Origin of the sequence: Flavobacterium supellecticarium (assembly GCF_004801375.1) — a bacterium.
In the GTDB taxonomy this organism is placed as follows: Bacteria; Bacteroidota; Bacteroidia; order Flavobacteriales; family Flavobacteriaceae; genus Flavobacterium; species Flavobacterium supellecticarium.
This window is the reverse complement of record NZ_SSNZ01000002.1, coordinates 825519-845198: the sequence shown is the minus strand read 5'-3', so window position 1 is coordinate 845198 and position 19680 is coordinate 825519. Positions and strand designations below refer to the sequence as shown.

Below are 19680 nucleotides of genomic sequence, written 5' to 3'. Positions count from 1 at the left end.
AAATAGAATATGGAATTAAACAATACTACCATCCAGGATATAGCAAAATTTTCACTCTGTGAATACCGGGACGGTACCCGACTTTCGGTAAATGTATGGGCGGAAATCCGTAAGGAATGTCTTTTAATCTCCGGTCAGGATTTGGGCGATGTTGTTCAGGAGCATTTTTCCGATAGCGATTACGAATACTGGTATGCTTTTGATGTCGAAAATACCAAACTCCTTTTTACCAAATTGTCCGAACAAAATCCGGAATTGGATAACAAAGCCGTATTATCCGAAAATTTTAGCGGTTTAGACGGTTGCCGTAACCTTCGGGATTACTGCAAACAGTTTGATATTCAATACGATTTTAGTTCGCACATCTAACATTTAATTTTATATTATTAGTATCCACTCATTACTAAAACAACTCACTTATGGCAAGCGAATTAACCATCTATACGATTTATAAAACCCAAAATGAGGACAAATACTTCCTACTGCGAACGGAACGTCCTAGTTTTTCCAATGCGTATCAAACGCAGGAAGATATGGCCTATAAAATCGAACAACAGAAACGTAGCTATATGCTCGCGCAACTTGGAACCAATTTTGAGCGTATCGGCGAGCATCAGGATTATCCCATTGGCGAAGTCTTGTATCTTGATAACGGAAATCTGGAATTAGACGTCTACTATATGGAAACCAAATCCGGATGGCCGTGGGTTATTTTGGGTACGGCCAATTCGGAATCCGAATTTTTAACCCAACTAAACGACGACGACGATTTGCTCCGACTGGATCCAATTGGAGAACCCAAACATATTAAAGCAACATTTGTCATCGAAAATGACTTTGACTTTTCGGAAATTGAAAACGGGAATATAAAAGACCTTAGACCGGAATAATAAACTGGTCTAAAACCTTTGGTTTTGATGCCATTCTGATGACATTTCATAAAAGGCGATGGCATTTTTTTTTAAAGGGTTATGACTCCATTCCTCCCAAGTAGCCGTATATGGGTTATAGCCGCATTTTAAAGGTTTAGAGTATCTATTTTGGGGATTCTCTACATATGCCCTGCAATCAGTACAGATGTGCCTGAATTCACAATCTTTACAAACTTCTATTTGGTCTTTAGTTATATTCCAATATTTTTTAAATTCCTTGTTTCCAATAATTTCTTCCAATTTGGTGGTCTTACTATTACCAAATGCTTCCTTCATAGAGGGACAATTTTTAATAGTACCATTACTCGCTATCGCCAATTTTCTATTCAAACAAGTATTGTAGTTTTGTGATTCTGAAAAAGTTTCAATTGTTATATTAAATAGATTGGGGCTAATTATCCCACAATGGATCGAGGAATCTATTTTTTGCTTTGTACAAATCACAACTCCAAAACCATCTTTTCCTTCACTAATTATTTTAGTTTTATCACACGAATGAATAGTAATACTTCTAATTTTCTTATTCTCTGAAACCCAGTGTAGAAATGTAGACGAAATTTCAAAATCTCTTTTGATAACGAAATCAATTGTTCGCATAAAACTGTTATTTACTTTTTGAACAATTTCATTGATCCGATTAAAACTAGTCGCATCAAAAAACCGGACTTGTATATGTCGACAATTAAGAGGTTTAATAAATTTTGTAAGTAGTAAACCAAAATCATGATCGGAATTTTTAGAAAAATCAATAATCATATTCGATACTATAGCTGGATAATCAAATTCTAAATCCATAACTGGAAATCGGGCAATTTCACTTTTCGTACAAGGAAAGATCACTTCGTTTTTATGCAACAATTCTAAATACTCCTCAAATATCAGATGATTCGTTGCATCCAGTTTTTTTGATATTTCGGAAACATCTATAATTCCATTTTTATCAAATAAATTTGCCAAACTATTCGGTATCAAAATATATTTATTTCGTTGTAAATCACAGATGGTTGATCTGTTTTTTCCAATTACAATCTGACAATTTGAAAAAAGTTTAAATAGTTGCGGTTTCATAAAATTGTGATAGATCTATGATCTTTGAAATGGGCTTGTAAAAAGGTATTAAAACAGATGATTTTGTCTCATAATGTCCAAAATAGACTTCCTTAGGTTTTAAATCTCCGTCATTTGTGAATACTTCAACATCCCAATATTTAGCAATAAAAGGATAGGCTGTTGGATTTTCCATCATATCCATTTTAACAGCTTTTTGTATCGCTTTGGTTTCCATTTTTAGTCAATCTTTTTGCTATTAATTTTTCAATATAATAATTACAATTAAGGCTAACCCATTGGAATTGACCTATTGGGTTTACTTCCAAAAAGTAATATTGATTTTGGGGCGTTACAATAATATCAAAGGAACCACAATTCAATTCCATTTGAATCATTAGCTTATGTAATTTTCGTTCTAATGCTTTAGGTAATAGATAAGGGACACATCTATTTGGTCTAATCCGATCATAATTTCTAAAATCGATTTTTGTCTTTTCGTTTTGCTGACTAAAAATTGCCATACTTTTAAACAAACCATCAATATAAAAACTCCTTATTTCGTACTTTTTCTCAATGTATTTCTGAAAAAAAGAAGGTAAAAAAAACGATTCGTTTTCTTCTACATCATCTTCTGTTATTAGCTTTGAACTCGTTGAAAATTTTATCGAATGATTCTTAAACTTGAAATTGGTGTATGGATTTTCAACGGGTTTTGTAATCACTTTTTTGTGCTTCTTTATAAATTGATGTAATTCTAAATTGCTTCCGGTTAGTAAAACATCTGGTATTTTAATTCCTAGTGACAAAGCTGTCCGCAACATTTTCAACTTATTAGCCTGATTGTCGTCAAATTTATTGATCTGATTGATAGAAAAACCACTATTTAAAAATTCCAGAGCAGGTGTAATTGCTTCCGTGTTTATCTTTCTGTGAATTTCTTTATTCCTTACATTATTTTTGTCGAAACCAATCCATTCACCTCTCCTGTACCATACGTTAGAGATGCTATTTAATTTCTTATTATTTATCCGAACTTCAACTTTTTTGTTATTGGACATTTCAATACTTAAGCTGTCTATCAAATAATCATCTAAAAAAGTATTTATTTTAATATCTTTTTTTAAATAATAAATCCATGCGATTACATCATCAGTACTTAAATCATTACGCTCTGACTGAATAAAAATTTCTTTCATCACTTATTTATCTACAATTCCAAAATCCGGAAAACAATTTAAAACCATATTCTATTTCATATTCCTTTTTTTGATCGTCAACATGAGTCGAAACGATATATAATTTTTTTCGCATCGCATTCGTTTCTTCTATATCATTATGAGTCCTATAATCCGTGTAAAGATTTAATCTATAAACCCCCTTTAGTTTTACATTACAGTAATACGGAAAATAGCCTCTAAATCTGTAGGTGTTATCATAAATTAAACCAATATCTCTGGGATGGATATTCCCTTTTATCATTTCTTTAATAAGAATATTTTTGTATAAAAAATAGGAACATGGATTGTGTACCATAATAACCAGACTATATTCTGTAGCACTCAAACCTTTGTCGTTCGTGTTCATATAAAACAAGCGCGAATCATGTTTTCGTTGCTGATATAAATCCAACCAGGGTTTGTTTATTTCTTTAAAAATTAAACTATCGCCCAGTCCAATTATTTTGTCCCCCGGAAACCCTTTCTTCTGGGTTAAGTCCATCATCCTATTCGATGTTTTATATACAAGATTCATATATTTAAACCACTTTAATCTTTTATCTTTTTGGTCCTGAATTGCATTTTTGTAAAGCCAGTCGAGGTATTCAAAATCTATTTTTTTAATGTAATTGGATCGGGCAATCTTGTATTTTTTAATTAGTCTTTTGTCTTTCTTTAACGTTGGAATAACTTTTTTGAATAATGGATACTTTTCAATAGTTTCCAATTTCAATCCTTGTGTAAAAGCTTGTTCAATATATTTTTTATACGGTTTCTTCGAAAATAGCGCAATTTGTGCCGCATTGACCAGATCTTTTACAAAAATGAAATCATAATTCGAAAAAACGTTATCATAATAGTATAAGCAGCTATCCACTTTTTGTTGCATAAAAAAAAGTTCCTCAGCCTTATTTATATTCAAATGATAGTCCCGGTAATCTTTTTTCTGAGAATATGCGAATAGCGGTAACAGAAGTACTAAAGAAAATATGCTGTTCATAATCGATTAATCTTAAAAAGATGGAGCTGATTGCAGCTCCATAAATAATTGTAACTCCTAATCTAATACTCTAAAATCCCAGGCGGTTCCTCCACCGTCTGTTTGTCCTGCCGTTTGAGTCTCATAGTCGCGGTAGTCATTATGACCATTAAGGCACGTTGCAACGGGTTCTATCCTGCCACCAACAATACCGACTATGTTTAAAATTTCATTTTCTTTGAACGCCTCAAATTTGTCTTTTTTTAAACTTTCTAGCTCCATAAATCTATTTTATTAAATTAAACACATAACTTAATAGTCTTTTACCCAACGCATCAGGTAGTGTAATAGCCTATTAAGAATTTCATTAGCAGAATTTATAAAAATTATAAGTCGGAAATAGTATCGTTGAGCCAAAAGGACAGCTTTATGATTTTTATCCTAAAAAAGAATTTGAAGATTTTTCGATTATGAATTTACCTATAAAATGAAATTATTATGACATAATAACTAGTTAGATGATTCTTGATCAACTATAAAAATTTGAAATAGATCCGAGAAGAATAAAAAACGAAAAAGCCTTGAATTAGAAACGTTCAAGGCTTTTTTATACTAAAGGATTACCCATTTGCAAGGATCATTTTATGGATCTCAAAACGGACTCTTTCCACAATCCATTCTTTTTCGTCGGGTGCTAACTCGTTTAAAAGATGGTTGTTGTTTTCGTTAAAATCGACCAGCACATCTTCTAAAAACTCGGCTTTAATGTCGGCCACCCGAAGCGCATTAGTCCGATCCAAGGTACCGATTTTAGAAATCGCACTTTGCAATCGGTTTTGTGTAATATAGTGCCGCAATTCCGCGACGATAAACGATAAATCTTCTGTCCGCGAGGAAACATTGGGTACGAACGACCATTTTTCGGCCTCATGGAATTTCTCTTCCTCGTCAAATTCAGGATTCTTTAATTTTACGATAGGACGTCTGTTTTGATCCACTTGGTTATACGGTTTGATCACCACACCTTCGATTAGATTATCTTGTAGTTCCGGAAGTTGCAAGGCTTTCGGAATCGTCGAGTTTATCCGGATAGTAAAGTTCATCGCTTCGGCAAATTTTCCGATCAGTAAGGGTTTGGCATAAAAGATCCCAAACTGCTCAAAATAGCCCACGGCAGTTTCATAATCCAGGTAATATTTCGATCCGGATTCGTTTTCAATCGCAATATCAAAAGCACAAAATGCAATGTCAGGCGTATAATACACTCCGGTCTGAATGGCCTGTAAACCGGCTATAGGATCGACTTCCGGATGCGGATAGTAACCGCCAAACAATTCGCCGTACATCATATATTTTTCGCCGTGGCGGTCGTTGCTAAGCTGTTCAAACAGGCGCAGTATGTTGTTTTCGAGTTTGCTTACGACCAGTTGAAACCCAAAAAAATCGTCATTCCATTGGAGGTAGTCTTTTCGTTTCGCAAACCGAAGCGTACCGTTTTCATAGCTAAAACTAAAATTCGCCCCGTGGACTTTTTCAGTCACGACCCATTTTAATTTTTCCATTTCGGAAAAATCCTTTTCACTTAAACCGAGTTTTTTTAGACTATTGGGCATCTTTTCATAGCCCGAAAATTCACGCATCTTTTATCTTTTTGCTAATACGTTGCAAAGTAATACCGTTACGCCACTATAGCGCGGCTGTTTGCAAATATATCGGAAATAGTTAAACGAAAAATCGGAGTATATCATTCGATTGCTTTGTTCATCTTTATGACTTGTAATACAATACTTTAAAATTCTACAGGAAGCAAATTAAGTAAAAATACGTATTGATTTGTTAGGAGGAAATTGGTTTCTTGCAGGTTTACATATTTTTCACGAATAAATAGATTGATGGTTTCGTGAGAAACAATTTTAGAGACAATTCTAACACAATATCATCATGACAAAACAAGAATGGCAAACGTTATAAGAAATTTTAAATCGACTTAATTCTGAATTTTTGAAGAATTATCCAATTTATAAAAATGGGAAAAATAAAAAAATTAGAGTTGAGGCAGAAAAAAATATAGATCACGCGATTGAGTTAGCAGATTATCATGTTGTAAATAATTGGGCAGTTTATGAACTTTTTACCGGAGGTCCTGATATTTCCGATTATGACCGAGCAATATTTTATGATGATTTTAAACGCCCAAGTTTTTTTGGCAGTAATATGAGTAATTTACTGAACCAAATAAAAGGAAAAATTAATATCTTATAAATTCAAAACATAATCAAAAAAGAAGATTACAAAATTAATGGCTAAATAAAAATCATTGACAACTTTATCATGAGTTCAATAAAAAATACCGTTAGCAGCGGTTCTGAGAAATTATTGTTTGGTATTTAATAGGATGAGCTTTTTGCATATTTTACTTTCAGTACTAACTGAATGGTTTGGGAGTAAAAATCCCAACTTCATAAAGTCGCCGTGACATTGACTATAATTTTAGAAAATATGGAATTAAATAAAACGATAGAAATATTAGAAGCATTAGCAGCAGGTTGTTCTCCTAAAACGGGTGAAATAGTTGATGAAAATAGTGTAATAAATGAGCCCGATGTTGTTAGAGCATTGCATGTAGCGATTAACGAATTAAAAAAGAAAAAACCTAAGAAAGTTACAGATAATGATGAAAAGAAAAATCTGCACAAGCAGGTTGATTTTTTTCGTCGGGAAAAATTTAATCAAATGACAGATGAAATAATTGATCATCTAAAAAAGCAGGTTAAAGCAATTGGTATTTCTAAAACAGAAAATCTTTCAGAATACATAATCAGCGCCAGAATTAACTATCCAAGAGCATATGAGCCTTGGTTAAATCCTGAAATTGAACTTTTTAATCAGGCATTGAAATATACAAATGATCTCGATTTACTTTGTGAATGTTTTCAGCGAGGTAAAGGATCATTAGAGTCATATGGCCAGAAATTAATTTACGAATCTCAGAATCCGTAAACCTGATCCTAACAACCATTTTGCACAATTTAGAGGTGTTTTATTAGCTTGAAATTTATAAGTCCCAAAAGGCATAATCTTCGATTGATAAAATCCCAATCGCTTTACTCACAACAATTACATGGACGTAAAACATTAACTACAACCTAAATTGAATCACACTAACTATATGGCTTTCCGTAATTTAATTCATTAGTAAATCAATAATTTAGCCCAATCAATAGATTTTGAATGGGTTACTCCTAAAAAACTACAGCTAACAATAATTGCATGTCCGGTTACTTTTGCGAACTCAAACAGAATTCTTTTATGTACATACTTATAAAGTTTAGTACTAAACCAATCAATACTAATAGCAGAAATCATTATAGTAATATTACTCTAAACACAAACCAAAAAACAAAATCAGTAATCTATGGGACTATTTGACTTTTTAAAGAAAAAAGAATTTGAAGAAATTAATCAACTCAAAAGAGATTTAGAAATACACAAATCTAATTGCAATAGCAAGATAGAGAATCTAAATAAGCAACTGGAAAGATATAGCGCTTTAATCAGTATTGAAAATGAAGTCCAAAACAAAAAACAGGAATTAGAGAATATTATTTCTGAAAAACAGCTTCAAATAAATTCACAACAAAATGAATTTAAGAAGCTAAATGAAAATTATCAAGACTCCTTAGAAACATATAAGAAATTAAGAAAAGAAGTTGGCCTTTTTGAGAATAAACTTGACTTAATTGAATTTGGAATTTACGAACCAATTTATGATTTTGACAAATCCGATGACTTCCGACAAGCTCAAAATGAAGTTATTGCGGATCAAAAACAGATGATCCAAGATGATACTGCTGCTTTATGCAGTACAAAATGGACAGTTGAAGGAAGTGAAGCGAAAGGAAAAGCTGTTGTAAAAGTCTATAAGAAATTGATGCTTAGAGCTTTCAATGGTGAATGTGATGTAATGATTGCTAAAGTGAAATGGAATAACATTAATCAAATGAAAGAAAGGATGTCAAAGACATTCAGTGCTATAAATAAATTAGGAGAAGGATTCCGTGTTTCTATTAATATGGAGTATTTTAAATTGAAAGAGCAAGAATTAATACTTGAATATGAGTTCCAAGCTAAAAAGCAAAAGGAAAAAGAGGAAATGAAAGCAATTCAAGATGAAATAAGAGAAGAAGAAAAAGCTAGAAGGGATTATGAGAAAGCTCAAAGAGAAGCAGAAAAACAAGAAACAATGTTCGAAAAGGCCTTAGACAAAGTTCGTAAAGAATTTGAACAGGCCAATGGAGTGAAAGCAGAAAAACTACAGGAACAAATTGCTAAGCTTGAGCAAGAACTGCAAGATGCGCACGATAAAAAGGAAAGAGCACTTTCAATGGCGCAACAAACCAAACGAGGACACGTTTACATTATTTCAAACATTGGAGCGTTTGGTGAAAACATGTATAAAATTGGTATGACAAGAAGGCTCGAACCTCTTGATCGCGTTAAAGAACTTGGTGATGCATCTGTCCCATTTCAATTTGATGTACATGCTATGATATACAGTGATGAAGCAAGAACACTAGAATATGAATTACATAAAGCTTTTACACATAAAAAAGTGAACATGATAAATCACCGAAAAGAGTTTTTTAATGTTACTCTTGAAGAAATAGAAGACACAATAAAACTATTGGGATTTGAAGCTGAATTTGTTAGACTACCCGAAGCTATGGAATACAGAGAAACACTTGCGATTTTAGAAAAATTAAAAAATGGCGAAAATCTAAAGACAATTGAAGAATTAATAACAGAAGAATTCCCGATGTGTTTAAATGCTGACGATGAATAAAAAAACAGCGTACAACCGTAGTTTTGCTCAATAGTTAATTTTGTCTTTCTTAGAAAATTCTCACTTCATTAAAATCTGTTTTTTAACATTTTCAATAACTTGTTGTTACTATGCATAGTAGTAATCCATTATATCTAATATAGTATATAATTCGTACATTTAAAAAAATCAAAAACAACATGACTGAATTCTACAATCAATTTGAATTACATTACTACTTCCAAGATGATTCTCATGGCTTTGATGCAATTGTACGAAACGAATGTGAAAAAGAATTATTAAAGTTATTTGAAGAAGCTTGTAATGATCTTGAAATAAAAATATTAATTGAGGCTAAGCCTCCTCAAAATGGAGGCTTCATTGAAATATGGGAGTTCATTGGAACAAATAAGGAAACCATAACCTTATTAGTTACTATTTTTACACTTATTATGTCAAGGGTTCCTGTTCAAAATAGGAAACTCACCAAGTTACAAATTGAAAATCTCGAATTAGATAATCAGTTAAAAAGAGAAGAATTAAAAAAATTAGGAATAAATAATATTGATCATATCGATGAAAAGTTGATCGCCAAAGTCATCTCCTTTTTAGTTAAAAACTATAAAATTATTTGGAGACGCTCTAATTTTTTCAAAAAAATAACCCAATACAAGAGAATTAACAAAATAAGTACAAACAAGCTTTTAGACTACAAGCCATCTTCTCAACCAGAAACGTTAAGATTAGGTGATTTTGAGCAATTTATCTTGTTTGATGAAAACATACCAGATATAACAGACCAAATTGTTAGCATTGATTTGATTTCTTCAGCTCTAAAACAAGGAAAATTCAAATGGAAAGGTTTTTTAAATTCACAAATCATTGATTTTGAAATGCTAGATGAAAATTTTAAACAACGTGTATTTCAAGGAGATATCAAGCATAATAACAAAGTAAAACTCAATGTAAAATTAAGTCATTCTAGAAAAATTGATGAAACAGGTAGAATAAAAATAACTAAATACTATGTAACCAAAGTCTTAAGTTGCTCAATCGATAATGTTGAATATAACCTAGATTAATAACTACATACAAGCATCAGCAAAGCCAAATCCCCCCATCCCACTCCCAATTCCGCCCCAACACATTTTACTTCCCGAAAAAGTTTTACCTTTAAAAATGACGCTAATTGCGCAAAATAAACAAACCCACATTAGGCTGAAACGATACTTCAAAAATTGTAAAACCTAATTATTGTATCAATGAATGTAAAACTAACAGAGACACAAAAAATCAAAATTCTAAATTCCGATGACATCTATGTCATCATGCAACAGGTATTGCTTCGGGAAAATAAAATTGATCTCGATCGGGAGCATTTCTGGGTGATCGGATTAGCTAATAATAATCTGGTTCTTTTTATTGAACTCATCAGCTTGGGAACCGTAAACAAAACGCTTGTCCATCCCATGGAAGTGTTCAGTTTTGCGTTACAAAAACGAGCCGTTAAAATCATTTTGTGCCATAATCACCCGAGTGGCGAACTCAAACCCTCGGATGCCGATAAAGATATTACCGACCGACTCATACAAGTGGGGATAATCGTTCAAACCGAAGTCATCGATCATTTAATCATTTCAGAAAAAAGCTATCTAAGCTTTACCGATATTGGTCTTATGGACGAGCTACGAAGAAGTACCAAATATGTTCCAAGGTATAAACTGGAAGAACAGATACACAAAGAAGCAAAAGAACTCGGAATAACTGTCGGCTTAAAAACTGGTCGAAATGAAAAAGCAAAAGAAATGGCCACAACATGTCTGGAACAAGGATTAGAAATTAAATTTATCGCCCAACTAACCGGGCTTACTGTAAGAGTGGTCGAAAACCTAAAAAAGAAGATGGAATAAAAGCACTCCGCTATTTTTAAGCGGAAATAATTCGTATTTGCACCATCGGATTTATCTACAACGCAACGTTAAAAGTACGACTCCCCAATTGGATAATTTTCTAAAAGAAAGCACCATGGTACGAAACAGAACTATAGTAATAGATTTCGAACGTTGTAGTATAGTAACCGTTTCAAAAGGGCGCATTAGTAACGGAAATCAAGTTGCGAGCCGAACGTAAGGCTTTGAAAGAAGAAAACAGGATTACTGTTTTAAGAAATGCCATTCAAAAAGGAATTGATAGTGGATGTGCTGAAAATTTTGATCCTAAAAAGCAGCTGGAAAGGTTAAAGTCTGGAAAAAAGAATGATCCAATTTGCCAGGTTACGACTGCCTTAAAAAGGCATCCGTAATCACCGCAAAAATTAGTTCATGGTTCTTTCCGTTAAAACAATTAGTTGATCAAATTTTGTCTTTTTTTAGCACGAGTTGGAGCAAACGCTCTTATTTTAATCCTCCTTTTCCATCACGCTTTTTTCTCCGCGAAAAATCCAAAGTCTATTTTTTTCTCAACGCTGTGACTTTTTTGTATATTCGTTTTAATGGTAAGTGTTGTGTTTGTTAGAAGCAGTAGCTAGGATCTCGAGACTAGCAGACCAAACGAATATCCGCGCTTTTACGACGCTTATATCGGCAAAAGCAACGTTTGTCGATTTACGCAAACCGGAATCTAATTTTACTTTATATTTGGATCGTTTTGTTAGGATTTCGTTATCCGACACTTTTTTATTCATTTTAAGATTTAACTTACATTAATTTAAGTAAATTAGTCCCGATTTCACGAAATAAACAATTGTAAGAAGCAATCGACCACGCCATATGAAAATGTATATTATCGTAAAAAACAACATACCCGACAAGCTGGTTCCGGTCATCACGGCACATGCTTCCTTAGCCTGCTACAAAAAATTTGAGGAAAATGAACGTATGATCCAATGGATCAACGGAATATTCAAAAAAGTGGTTTGTCTGGCAAATGAAACGGAATTTGAAGCGCTTAAAAACGAATCGGATTTTGTATTGCTAACTGAATCGGCGCTGGATGGCAAAGAAGTCTGCTTGGCCTTTTGTCCAAGGGAGGAATACCACAAAAAGTTTCAGTTTCTAAAAATGTGGACGCCACAAAACAGCTAGAATGATGTTTATTACGAAATAAAAAAAAGGGACAACCGCTCACCACTCCCAAAAAACGGGCAGAGCCTAAAAAACAAACGATATGACTGCAATAGAAAATGGTGTTTTTGAAAACTCCGAAGCAATCTTAAACTGGACCTATCCCGGTGCCGTATTATATTATAAAGATTGTGATTTAACCCCTTCCATAGCCGAAAAATTTACAAAATACAAACTCATCCGAAATGGTTATTTTCTGGATGTTAGTTGTCGTGGCGGTGGTCTTAAATTTAATACCCGTTTTTTAATCGCCTCCTCAAAAGCAGCAAAATTATATGAAATAAACCCGGATAATGAACGATTTGGGCATTGCTGTATCAATATCAACAGTTATTTTAAAGTGCTTGATATTTATAAAATTGGAGATAAAACCCAAATATTTTTGCTACACATACCGGCAAAAGGCTTACACTATTTTGATAATGTCAGCTCGAATTTGGATGAGGATATTATTCAAAAGGCGCGACAAAGTTTTGATACCCGAATACACCAGGAGCCATTAGCCGATTTATTGGAGCCATTTTGGGTGGAAAGAACCAACTTCCCGGTTGGAATGGATGGCTATAACCGATTTTATCCCTTAACCAAAGTAACGCCAATTCCAAATTCCATCGGAGAGCATTTACATAGTCATCTCATAAAACTAACAAAGGACACCACTGATATTAATATTCCGGCTCCTTATTACAGCTATCAGAAGAAAGAATCCAAAATAAGTCTTTTTATAAAAAACATATTAGGCAAATAAAACCTGATCTTTTTAAAAACAAACCAATATCCATGGGATTATTCAACAAAATAAAAGCATTAAAAGTGAGAGATATCGCCTTTTTCGCCGATGGAGATTATTTTTATTCCAAAGGTTTAGCGACATCGATTCAAAAGGAAATAAAAATCAAAAAATACGGCCTTACTCTGGAGGAATTAAACCCTATTCTACACTATCTGGTCGAATTCATTCAGGATGAAAAACCGGATATTAAAAGCGGTAATAAATTAACCTGTTTCTCCTGGCTTATTTTAGCGCATGAAGAAGGTGATTATTTCGAAATTCTGGAAATCGTTCCGGAAAAAGGAGGGTTTGCAAGTGGTCTTAATCACACGCTTCATGTATTGGAGCAACAACTTTTTGTTTGTGATCAATTAAAAGTAGAGCCTGTTTTCCCTGATTTTGATCATATCGTTATGATCGATCCGTTAATCCGAAGCGGATTACCGGCGCATTTGTTTCGTTGGAACAGAGCGACTCCCGATTCGGGTTGGATGGTGATGACCGATAACTTTGATGAAGAAACTATGGCGTTCGAAGAAATAACCGTCGGACAACTTATGACCTACCGTCCGGAAACGGTTAAATTTATGGCACTTCCCTATGGTTTTAAAGTCATTTGGGACGGAAATGATGCCAAAATTGCATTCGACAACAATCTGATGGAAGCCTAAACGATAAGATAGATAAACAAAGAAAGCAACAAGGAATATCTGATTTAGAATAATGCGTCTAACTTTATAAAAAAGTAGCCCGGCGGGAATCGCAATTTATTTCCACCGGGCTAAAGAGATACCGTATAAAATAGCCGCTTTAGATAAAGCCGCGTGCTTTCATTTCGTTACATAACACCCGGATACAACTCTGTCCGTTAGGCGACGCATCCCAATAGCATTTATGCATTCGGATCGCATACATCGTAATAAAATTGAATAGTGTCATGCTTTTGTCGGACGTCACTTCATAATTGATGTTGATTGGCAAAAGCGAAAACCCATCGATCCCAAATAAAGCCGGGCCCCGGTTGGTGTCTTTTCTAAAATTGGTCGCCAGGGCATCGGCAATAGAATAGACATTCATCCACGTCAACTTTGTTTCCATTTGAGCGCTTCTGTTGTTAAAAAACTTCGGATAATAAGCATTTATAAATTCATATGGCGTTCCTATTGTAATCAGCAATTCACTCCTGTCTTTGGTATTGGCCGACGGAACATTACCTATCGGAAACAATAAATCCATCGCGATAATCGTTCCAAAACTATAGCTGTGATAGTGTATCTGTGCCTTCGGATCGTTTTCGGCAATATATTCGATCAGTAAATCCAGATTTCCAAGCACCAGCTGACTCTGATCTCCATTTTCGATATATTGATCCACACAAACAAACTCGGTCGCCAATGAGGTTAACAAGGTTTTCGATTCCGGAATAACCAGCAGTATAAAGGTGGTAATCGGAACAAACCATTTTGTTTTTTGCGAGAGGCCCGACAAAAAGCCGGTAATTTTTTCAAAATCAAGATGACAGCTTTCAATAAGAGTCTTTATTTCTTTCTGTGCACCATATTGCGTCACAATATCGATACTGGCCGGTATCAGGAAAATGATCGCCAGTGAAATGACCAGCAAAACTAAAAAAGCGTAAAACGTAAGATATGGTCGGCTAAAACTACCCCTGCTAAAAATTCGCAAAAAAAGCTGTGGTAGTTTTTTGAGTATTAATCCTAGTAGAATCAGGTTTTTAAGCAGTAGATTTTGCTTTTTAAAGCGCTCCGTTAAAATCTCATGGTATTTAAAATCGTATAATTTATACACCAGTTCGGCATTATCCGGATTGTCTTTTTTGTATTTAAAAATACTTACTACTGTGCTGTCTCTTTCCTCTGTATAAACAATCTTCTCCGTTTTTAGTTCAAACTCACTTCCGTTATCAGTAAAACAGAACTCGTTTTTAAGACGGATGGCATATTTTTCAAACGATTCCTGTTGAAACGATTGCCCTAAACCCGAAATATAAACCCCTACTTTTTCCATTGGGTTGTCGTTTTAAAAGTTTAAATACGATTGCGTCACCCACTTGTCTCCGAGGTCAATTTTACACCAGCCGTTCTGTGTTTCAAAAACAAAAACTTCTTCGTCTTTTTCAACCCGATCCACTTTAGGGAAATTGGTACCGGGACCGGTTCTTACATTTAAAATCGTAGCGTTTACGGTAGCTCTTTTTACATCAACGGTATAGCGCGCCGCCACCCAGTTGGATTGGGTATTGGATATTTTTAACCAGCCGTCCTTTTCTTCATACACCCGCAAAATAGCGCCCAATGGAATGGCAGGACGATCGGTCGCTTTTGGACTTCCGCCATCCGGTTCGGTGCGGACATTAAGACTGTTGGCGGTTACACATACATATTTAGTAATCGCACTGGTGTCGGTTTTTATCGGATGACTGCCGAGTTTTGCGCGGACTAAAGGGGCAAAATTAGTGTCAAAATCGGGCACTTTGTTACCGCCAAAAAAGTTGGTTCCCGGGCAGGATTTATTGTTTCCGCTTCCATTATTCCGTACGCCGTTATCCAAACGGAACCAATGGTGGTAAACGATCGAATTGGAGTTAACCGGTAAATTAAACCGCTTGCATAAAGCCGCGGTAATGGCTATAATGGCATCCTTTTGGACATTTGTCATCACATCGGCATTCTGATCAAAATTGCCGAAATTTTCGATGCAAATGGCATATGCATTTTGATTGAGTATACAGGCCGGTGAGTTTTCCAGACTTCTACCGGTCAAAACCGTTCCGTCCGGAAAAATGGTAAAATGTTGCCCGATATCCTGCCATCCATTTTGATTGACATGGAAGTTTTTCATGGCCAATTGTCGGTCAAAATGATTGTTCCCCGTAAAGTGGACATAACTGGGAATATAGGTATGGTGTTGTTGCACTTTTAAAATCGTCCGTCCCACTCTGAGATTTGAAATCCAGGTTTCAAATTCTGGAACGGTCATTTTGGTAAATCCGTATTTTGTTTCCATGGTGTCGTTATTTAAAAAGTTAAAGCAGTCTAAATTAACATCTTAGCACTTACTTGTCAATACGGAAAAATACGTAATTTTAAGTACTCGAATCGTGTAGCCTTTTTACGACATGGCTCATAACGCACTCTTTTTAATCGTTATTGTAACAAAAAGAAATCAAAAATGGGGCATAAAACCCCATTTTATCAGTATTCCACTTTTTAACCGATTTTATTCACTTCCGGCATAAATAATATAATTGATCACATAATAGGGCTGCATGGTGTTATGGTAAGCGTCACCGCCTTCATAATCGGTTCCGGTCAAAACTCTGGCAGCTTCGGCATTGGTTTTAAAAGGAATATCGGAGTCACCACTACCACTAAAACTTCGATGATGTAATCCAAAATTACCACCATTGATTTTATGCCAGTGTCTTGGCATTTCGTTAATCGTTAATTGATGTTGGTACTCTCCCCCTGTATAACCCAGCGTCAAACTTGCAGGCCCTCCAAAATTTGGACTTTTCCCATCTGATTGTGCGCTGATGCTGTCCTTAATCATTCCAGAACCAATTAATGTTCTCCCGATTAAATTAGGAGTATTATAAATCTTAAATGATTCCCGTAATGTTTTATACTTTGTTGGTATTTCCTTACCATCACATAGTAACCAGCCGTCCGGTATACAAGTCACATCAAGCGCAAAAGGCAATATGGTTCCCAACGGAACCGTCGTAAAATCATTAACTTTCATAGTATCTTATTTTGATCATTAATAGTCTTTCTTCTTTCTTCTTTTTATTATTTTACAGCATCGTTTTCGGCGACCACCGGTAGTACTAATTTCTCTATTGCCTTTAGGCGATCGTTTGTGGTTTGCTGTTCTTTTTCCAGTTTGCCTACCGCCTGAACCAGGTTTGTATTTTTGGCTTCCAACATTTCAATGCGTTTTAACAAGGCCTGAGTCGCGCTGACATTCAGCATCGCTATCGCTTCGTAATCCACGGAATGAAAATCGTGTACTTCTTTTCCGTACACAAAAACGCTTCCTTCTTTTGGGCAATTCACCCGAATCCCCTCTTTGCTGATCGCCTGTATATCCGTGAGCATTGTTTCGCTACTAAAAACCAATTTGATTTTGTCGCCAACAGCAAGGTCTTTTGTCGGTACCGATATCCAGCCATTCTTAAGGGTACTTAGCTGATAAATATTCGGAATAACTTCGGTTTGTTTCGTATTTACTGCCAATGGATAGACTTGTTCCACCTGTTGGGCAATGACTTTTTTATAAACCTGATTGCCTCGTTGAACCGAATCGATCATTTTATAATCCGTTATCTCAATTCTGGAAAGAATATCCAGGTCACGGGCAGTATTACTTACGCCCAATATCTTTTTAATACGCGCATCCGATACCACATTAAATTGTTGTGCCGTGACACCATCGGTTGCATAGATCGAATTTTTTACCGTTCCCGAGTCGAGAATTTTAGAGGATCTGTAACCGTACATAAACATGCCGTTCGCGTTAGTGCTTTGTTCTCCGGAAACAACCAATTTGGCTTGTGTAGGTGTAGACGTGCCAATTCCCACATTGCCATTCGGAAGAATTTTCATCGCCTCTGTTTGCGCCTGGATCGGATTCGAAAGGATAACAAGTAGGGTTCCCAATAACCAATAGTTTTTTTTCATGGTAGGTATCATTTAATAAGCGTTGTATTAATTTGCTGTTTTACAATTGAGTTGTGCGCCTTTGGTTACGGTAAATCCCGGTTTAAAAGAAATGCTTCCACCGGAATTAAGAATCACATTTACAGATGGTGCCACGGTAATCCCTTCGACCGTAATGCTATTTGTCGCACGGTAAACGGTATTCGTTTTTAAATTCGCCTGATTGATAACCGCATCGTTTTGGGCAACTTTAGTAGCCGTAACCGCTATCAGATTCGTAGCCGTAGCCGTATATAATGTTCCATCCGGAGCCAAAACCATATTTTTTCTGGTATACCCGATAGTCGGATTGATAGCCATTGCAAAGGCATTCGGATTGTCAATATCGTTTTGAAAGCCCAGTATCATTTTGGGTGTACTGTACGGATCGGTAGCATAAATACGCGATGACGCATCGGTGAGTACTATCGAGGCCGTATTCAAAGTTGCCGATTTTTCGAAGACCTCAGCTTTATTCAGTTTCTCATTATACTTTGCTAATTTCGATTGGAATACCAAAAACACATTGGATTCGGCATTGATCACCGGTTGCGAAATGCCGGTATTCTCCGAATTTCCGGAAGTTATAAACTGAGTTCGGACAATCGCTCCTTTATCATCGGTATCAAATACAAAAAGCTGGTTACTGTTGTCGAAGCCATTCAACACAAAAACACGGGTATTGTCCTGAACCACCGGTGCCGGAATATAAAAATTAATATCGTTCTGATAGCCATCTAAAACCGTATCGGATGTGGCCAGTATGCTTCCGTCTAAATTATCCAATACCACCAGTCGGCTCTTTTTTTGTTGGGTATCGACCACAATAAAGAAGGATTTGCTTTCGTCCGGACTTAACGAAACCGGGCCACAAAGTTCATTTGTTTTCGGTGTGTATTTCCAACGTATTTTTAATTGCGGATAAGCCGACAGCGCAACAATTCCCGTATCGGAGGGCAGGTAAAGCGTTCCGTCATATCCGATAGTTGCCGTATTGTTAAGGGTTGTCAGCTGTTGATTTGTAATCTCCGACAACAGTTTGTTAAATAGAATATTTCCGGAATTGTTTAAATCCAAGATACTCAGTTTTCCGGATTTGGAGATATAATACAAACGACCCTGCTCATCGATTAACGGCCATGATTTGGCGACATCGTCTACTCCTTGTTTCCACAAAACGTTTCCTTTCGAATCCAATTGTTTTACATTAAAAACAGTCGGTGTTCCGGTAGTTTCCTGCGTAAATACTAGGGGTAAATTTTTATAAATCGCAAGGGCACCCGTAGAACCGACTTCCTGCAGGTACCCGCCACCATAGGGAAGTATACGGGTTTGGGCTTCCTGAACATACGTATTGCTTTTCCAGTTTAGCAGGCTATTGTGCTGCATGTTTCCAAACGACTGCGCCCAATCTTCCCGAAACGGATACGGATCGATTTCGTAGTTCACCAGTAATTTTGGCTTTTTGGTAAAATTGGAAGACGATTCTGCGGTTTTAGAAGAGAAAAAACGAGTATCCTGTCCTTTTTCCGGTGATCGTGCCGCCAGAGATAAAATACCGTCCGGCAGAAAATCGGCAACCGGTTTTAGCGAACCCGGGAACTTGAGTTTCATCGCGATCGATGTCGTGCTCTTCCGTATCTCCGCCCGACCTACAGGACCTTCCGTATTATTACTCAAAATGGCCCAGCTTAGTTTCGGATCATTTAAACTCGTTTCACTTCCGGTCCATCCATTGGTTCCTTTTAAAGCCGTTATCGTCTGAACCGAAAATTCAGACATCTTATCATTGGGCATGTTGTACAATTTCAAATTCAGGGTCATAACCTTGGCATTGGCCGGCAAATTGTTACAGTCAAATTTAAAAAAAGACTTATAGGTTTCGTTTCCTTTATCATCGGCCGCAACCCGTAAATCGCCACTACCATCCGACTGTAATGCCATGTCGATTTGCGGCAATACAACGGTATATTTTGATTGCGCCAACAGTGTCTGCGGTTTTGTGAGCAGTAATAATACTGCAAGAATATAGCTATACCTTATTTTTTTCATAATCTTTATTTTA

At 35.7% G+C, this 19680-nt stretch carries 22 protein-coding genes; 11 read left to right on the top strand and 11 right to left on the bottom strand.

Annotated features, from left to right (window positions below; all coding sequences use genetic code 11):
• Positions 1-9 precede the first annotated feature (9 nt).
• Both E6C50_RS08560 and E6C50_RS08555 read left to right on the top strand, forming a co-directional pair.
• Entirely contained in the window at positions 10-369 is a 360-nt protein-coding gene (locus E6C50_RS08560; protein ID WP_136402782.1) for a hypothetical protein, read from the top strand.
• A 50-nt stretch (positions 370-419) separates the two neighbouring features.
• Complete coding sequence (locus tag E6C50_RS08555) at positions 420-890, top strand: hypothetical protein (RefSeq protein WP_136402781.1); 471 nt, start codon at positions 420-422, stop codon at positions 888-890.
• A gap of 9 nt (positions 891-899) precedes the next feature.
• On the opposite strand, the gene gwsS is transcribed toward E6C50_RS08555, so the two are convergent.
• The 6 genes from gwsS to E6C50_RS08525 form a co-directional block, all read right to left on the bottom strand.
• Entirely contained in the window at positions 900-2000 is a 1101-nt protein-coding gene (gwsS, locus tag E6C50_RS08550; protein WP_136402780.1) for a grasp-with-spasm system SPASM domain peptide maturase, read from the bottom strand.
• Positions 1981-2217 carry a hypothetical protein gene (locus tag E6C50_RS08545; RefSeq protein ID WP_136402779.1) on the bottom strand — a complete coding sequence of 79 codons (237 nt, stop codon included), beginning with the start codon at positions 2215-2217 and terminating at the stop codon, positions 1981-1983. Before E6C50_RS08545 ends, gwsS begins: the two co-directional genes overlap by 20 nt.
• The gene (gene gwsG / locus E6C50_RS08540) at positions 2186-3178 is read right to left on the bottom strand and encodes a grasp-with-spasm system ATP-grasp peptide maturase (protein WP_136402778.1); all 993 of its coding nucleotides are present in this window, start codon (positions 3176-3178) and stop codon (positions 2186-2188) included. The genes E6C50_RS08545 and gwsG overlap by 32 nt, the downstream gene beginning before the upstream one ends.
• A 7-nt stretch (positions 3179-3185) precedes the next feature.
• Positions 3186-4199: a hypothetical protein gene (locus E6C50_RS08535; protein ID WP_136402777.1), complete on the bottom strand. Its 1014-nt coding sequence runs from the start codon at positions 4197-4199 to the stop codon at positions 3186-3188.
• Between the two features lie 57 nt (positions 4200-4256).
• A complete protein-coding gene (locus E6C50_RS08530) occupies positions 4257-4460 on the bottom strand; it encodes a hypothetical protein (protein WP_136402776.1) in 204 nt (67 codons plus the stop codon).
• A gap of 338 nt (positions 4461-4798) precedes the next feature.
• The gene (locus tag E6C50_RS08525; protein ID WP_136402775.1) at positions 4799-5818 is read right to left on the bottom strand and encodes an RNA ligase family protein; all 1020 of its coding nucleotides are present in this window, start codon (positions 5816-5818) and stop codon (positions 4799-4801) included.
• Between the two features lie 361 nt (positions 5819-6179).
• Here E6C50_RS08525 and E6C50_RS08520 point away from each other — a divergent pair, with 361 nt between their 5' ends.
• The 9 genes from E6C50_RS08520 (at position 6180) to E6C50_RS08480 (ending at position 13565) form a co-directional block, all read left to right on the top strand.
• On the top strand, positions 6180-6440 hold the full coding sequence (locus tag E6C50_RS08520; protein ID WP_136402774.1) for a hypothetical protein: 261 nt from the start codon (positions 6180-6182) through the stop codon (positions 6438-6440).
• A 237-nt stretch (positions 6441-6677) separates the two neighbouring features.
• Positions 6678-7178 (top strand): hypothetical protein, encoded by a 501-nt coding sequence (locus E6C50_RS08515; RefSeq protein ID WP_136402773.1) that lies wholly within the window; start codon positions 6678-6680, stop codon positions 7176-7178.
• Positions 7179-7593: 415 nt separating this feature from the next.
• Positions 7594-9021: a DUF4041 domain-containing protein gene (locus E6C50_RS08510; protein WP_136402772.1), complete on the top strand. Its 1428-nt coding sequence runs from the start codon at positions 7594-7596 to the stop codon at positions 9019-9021.
• Positions 9022-9200: 179 nt separating this feature from the next.
• Positions 9201-10082 (top strand): hypothetical protein, encoded by an 882-nt coding sequence (locus E6C50_RS08505; protein ID WP_136402771.1) that lies wholly within the window; start codon positions 9201-9203, stop codon positions 10080-10082.
• Positions 10083-10262: 180 nt separating this feature from the next.
• Complete coding sequence (locus E6C50_RS08500) at positions 10263-10910, top strand: JAB domain-containing protein (RefSeq protein WP_136402770.1); 648 nt, start codon at positions 10263-10265, stop codon at positions 10908-10910.
• 224 nt (positions 10911-11134) lie between these two features.
• Positions 11135-11302: a hypothetical protein gene (locus E6C50_RS17975; RefSeq protein WP_230978982.1), complete on the top strand. Its 168-nt coding sequence runs from the start codon at positions 11135-11137 to the stop codon at positions 11300-11302.
• Between the two features lie 466 nt (positions 11303-11768).
• A complete protein-coding gene (locus E6C50_RS08490; RefSeq protein ID WP_136402769.1) occupies positions 11769-12083 on the top strand; it encodes an aminoacyl-tRNA hydrolase in 315 nt (104 codons plus the stop codon).
• Between the two features lie 82 nt (positions 12084-12165).
• Positions 12166-12870, top strand: coding sequence for a hypothetical protein (locus E6C50_RS08485; protein WP_136402768.1), 705 nt, complete (start codon positions 12166-12168; stop codon positions 12868-12870).
• 32 nt (positions 12871-12902) lie between these two features.
• The gene (locus E6C50_RS08480; protein WP_136402767.1) at positions 12903-13565 is read left to right on the top strand and encodes an immunity protein Imm33 domain-containing protein; all 663 of its coding nucleotides are present in this window, start codon (positions 12903-12905) and stop codon (positions 13563-13565) included.
• Between the two features lie 139 nt (positions 13566-13704).
• Here the strand turns inward: E6C50_RS08480 and E6C50_RS08475 are convergent, their stop codons facing one another.
• From E6C50_RS08475 to E6C50_RS08455, 5 genes are all read right to left on the bottom strand, one after another.
• Positions 13705-14922: a hypothetical protein gene (locus E6C50_RS08475; RefSeq protein WP_136402766.1), complete on the bottom strand. Its 1218-nt coding sequence runs from the start codon at positions 14920-14922 to the stop codon at positions 13705-13707.
• Between the two features lie 12 nt (positions 14923-14934).
• Positions 14935-15921 (bottom strand): SH3 domain-containing protein, encoded by a 987-nt coding sequence (locus E6C50_RS08470; protein WP_136402765.1) that lies wholly within the window; start codon positions 15919-15921, stop codon positions 14935-14937.
• Between the two features lie 213 nt (positions 15922-16134).
• Positions 16135-16659, bottom strand: coding sequence for a phage tail protein (locus tag E6C50_RS08465; protein ID WP_136402764.1), 525 nt, complete (start codon positions 16657-16659; stop codon positions 16135-16137).
• Between the two features lie 47 nt (positions 16660-16706).
• On the bottom strand, positions 16707-17597 hold the full coding sequence (locus tag E6C50_RS08460) for a tail fiber domain-containing protein (RefSeq protein ID WP_168732774.1): 891 nt from the start codon (positions 17595-17597) through the stop codon (positions 16707-16709).
• 27 nt (positions 17598-17624) lie between these two features.
• Complete coding sequence (locus tag E6C50_RS08455) at positions 17625-19667, bottom strand: hypothetical protein (RefSeq protein ID WP_136402762.1); 2043 nt, start codon at positions 19665-19667, stop codon at positions 17625-17627.
• Between the last annotated feature and the right edge of the window lie 13 nt (positions 19668-19680).

Excerpts from the sequence above, each read along its gene's own strand:
- E6C50_RS08560 (WP_136402782.1), top strand. The coding sequence starts at position 10 with ATGGAATTAAACAATACTACCATCCAGGATATAGCAAAATTTTCACTC.
- E6C50_RS08555 (WP_136402781.1), top strand. The coding sequence starts at position 420 with ATGGCAAGCGAATTAACCATCTATACGATTTATAAAACCCAAAATGAG.
- gwsS (WP_136402780.1), bottom strand. The coding sequence starts at position 2,000 with ATGAAACCGCAACTATTTAAACTTTTTTCAAATTGTCAGATTGTAATT.
- E6C50_RS08545 (WP_136402779.1), bottom strand. The coding sequence starts at position 2,217 with ATGGAAACCAAAGCGATACAAAAAGCTGTTAAAATGGATATGATGGAA.
- gwsG (WP_136402778.1), bottom strand. The coding sequence starts at position 3,178 with ATGAAAGAAATTTTTATTCAGTCAGAGCGTAATGATTTAAGTACTGAT.
- E6C50_RS08535 (WP_136402777.1), bottom strand. The coding sequence starts at position 4,199 with ATGAACAGCATATTTTCTTTAGTACTTCTGTTACCGCTATTCGCATAT.
- E6C50_RS08530 (WP_136402776.1), bottom strand. The coding sequence starts at position 4,460 with ATGGAGCTAGAAAGTTTAAAAAAAGACAAATTTGAGGCGTTCAAAGAA.
- E6C50_RS08525 (WP_136402775.1), bottom strand. The coding sequence starts at position 5,818 with ATGCGTGAATTTTCGGGCTATGAAAAGATGCCCAATAGTCTAAAAAAA.
- E6C50_RS08515 (WP_136402773.1), top strand. The coding sequence starts at position 6,678 with ATGGAATTAAATAAAACGATAGAAATATTAGAAGCATTAGCAGCAGGT.
- E6C50_RS08510 (WP_136402772.1), top strand. The coding sequence starts at position 7,594 with ATGGGACTATTTGACTTTTTAAAGAAAAAAGAATTTGAAGAAATTAAT.
- E6C50_RS08505 (WP_136402771.1), top strand. The coding sequence starts at position 9,201 with ATGACTGAATTCTACAATCAATTTGAATTACATTACTACTTCCAAGAT.
- E6C50_RS08500 (WP_136402770.1), top strand. The coding sequence starts at position 10,263 with ATGAATGTAAAACTAACAGAGACACAAAAAATCAAAATTCTAAATTCC.
- E6C50_RS08490 (WP_136402769.1), top strand. The coding sequence starts at position 11,769 with ATGAAAATGTATATTATCGTAAAAAACAACATACCCGACAAGCTGGTT.
- E6C50_RS08485 (WP_136402768.1), top strand. The coding sequence starts at position 12,166 with ATGACTGCAATAGAAAATGGTGTTTTTGAAAACTCCGAAGCAATCTTA.
- E6C50_RS08480 (WP_136402767.1), top strand. The coding sequence starts at position 12,903 with ATGGGATTATTCAACAAAATAAAAGCATTAAAAGTGAGAGATATCGCC.
- E6C50_RS08475 (WP_136402766.1), bottom strand. The coding sequence starts at position 14,922 with ATGGAAAAAGTAGGGGTTTATATTTCGGGTTTAGGGCAATCGTTTCAA.
- E6C50_RS08470 (WP_136402765.1), bottom strand. The coding sequence starts at position 15,921 with ATGGAAACAAAATACGGATTTACCAAAATGACCGTTCCAGAATTTGAA.
- E6C50_RS08465 (WP_136402764.1), bottom strand. The coding sequence starts at position 16,659 with ATGAAAGTTAATGATTTTACGACGGTTCCGTTGGGAACCATATTGCCT.
- E6C50_RS08460 (WP_168732774.1), bottom strand. The coding sequence starts at position 17,597 with ATGAAAAAAAACTATTGGTTATTGGGAACCCTACTTGTTATCCTTTCG.
- E6C50_RS08455 (WP_136402762.1), bottom strand. The coding sequence starts at position 19,667 with ATGAAAAAAATAAGGTATAGCTATATTCTTGCAGTATTATTACTGCTC.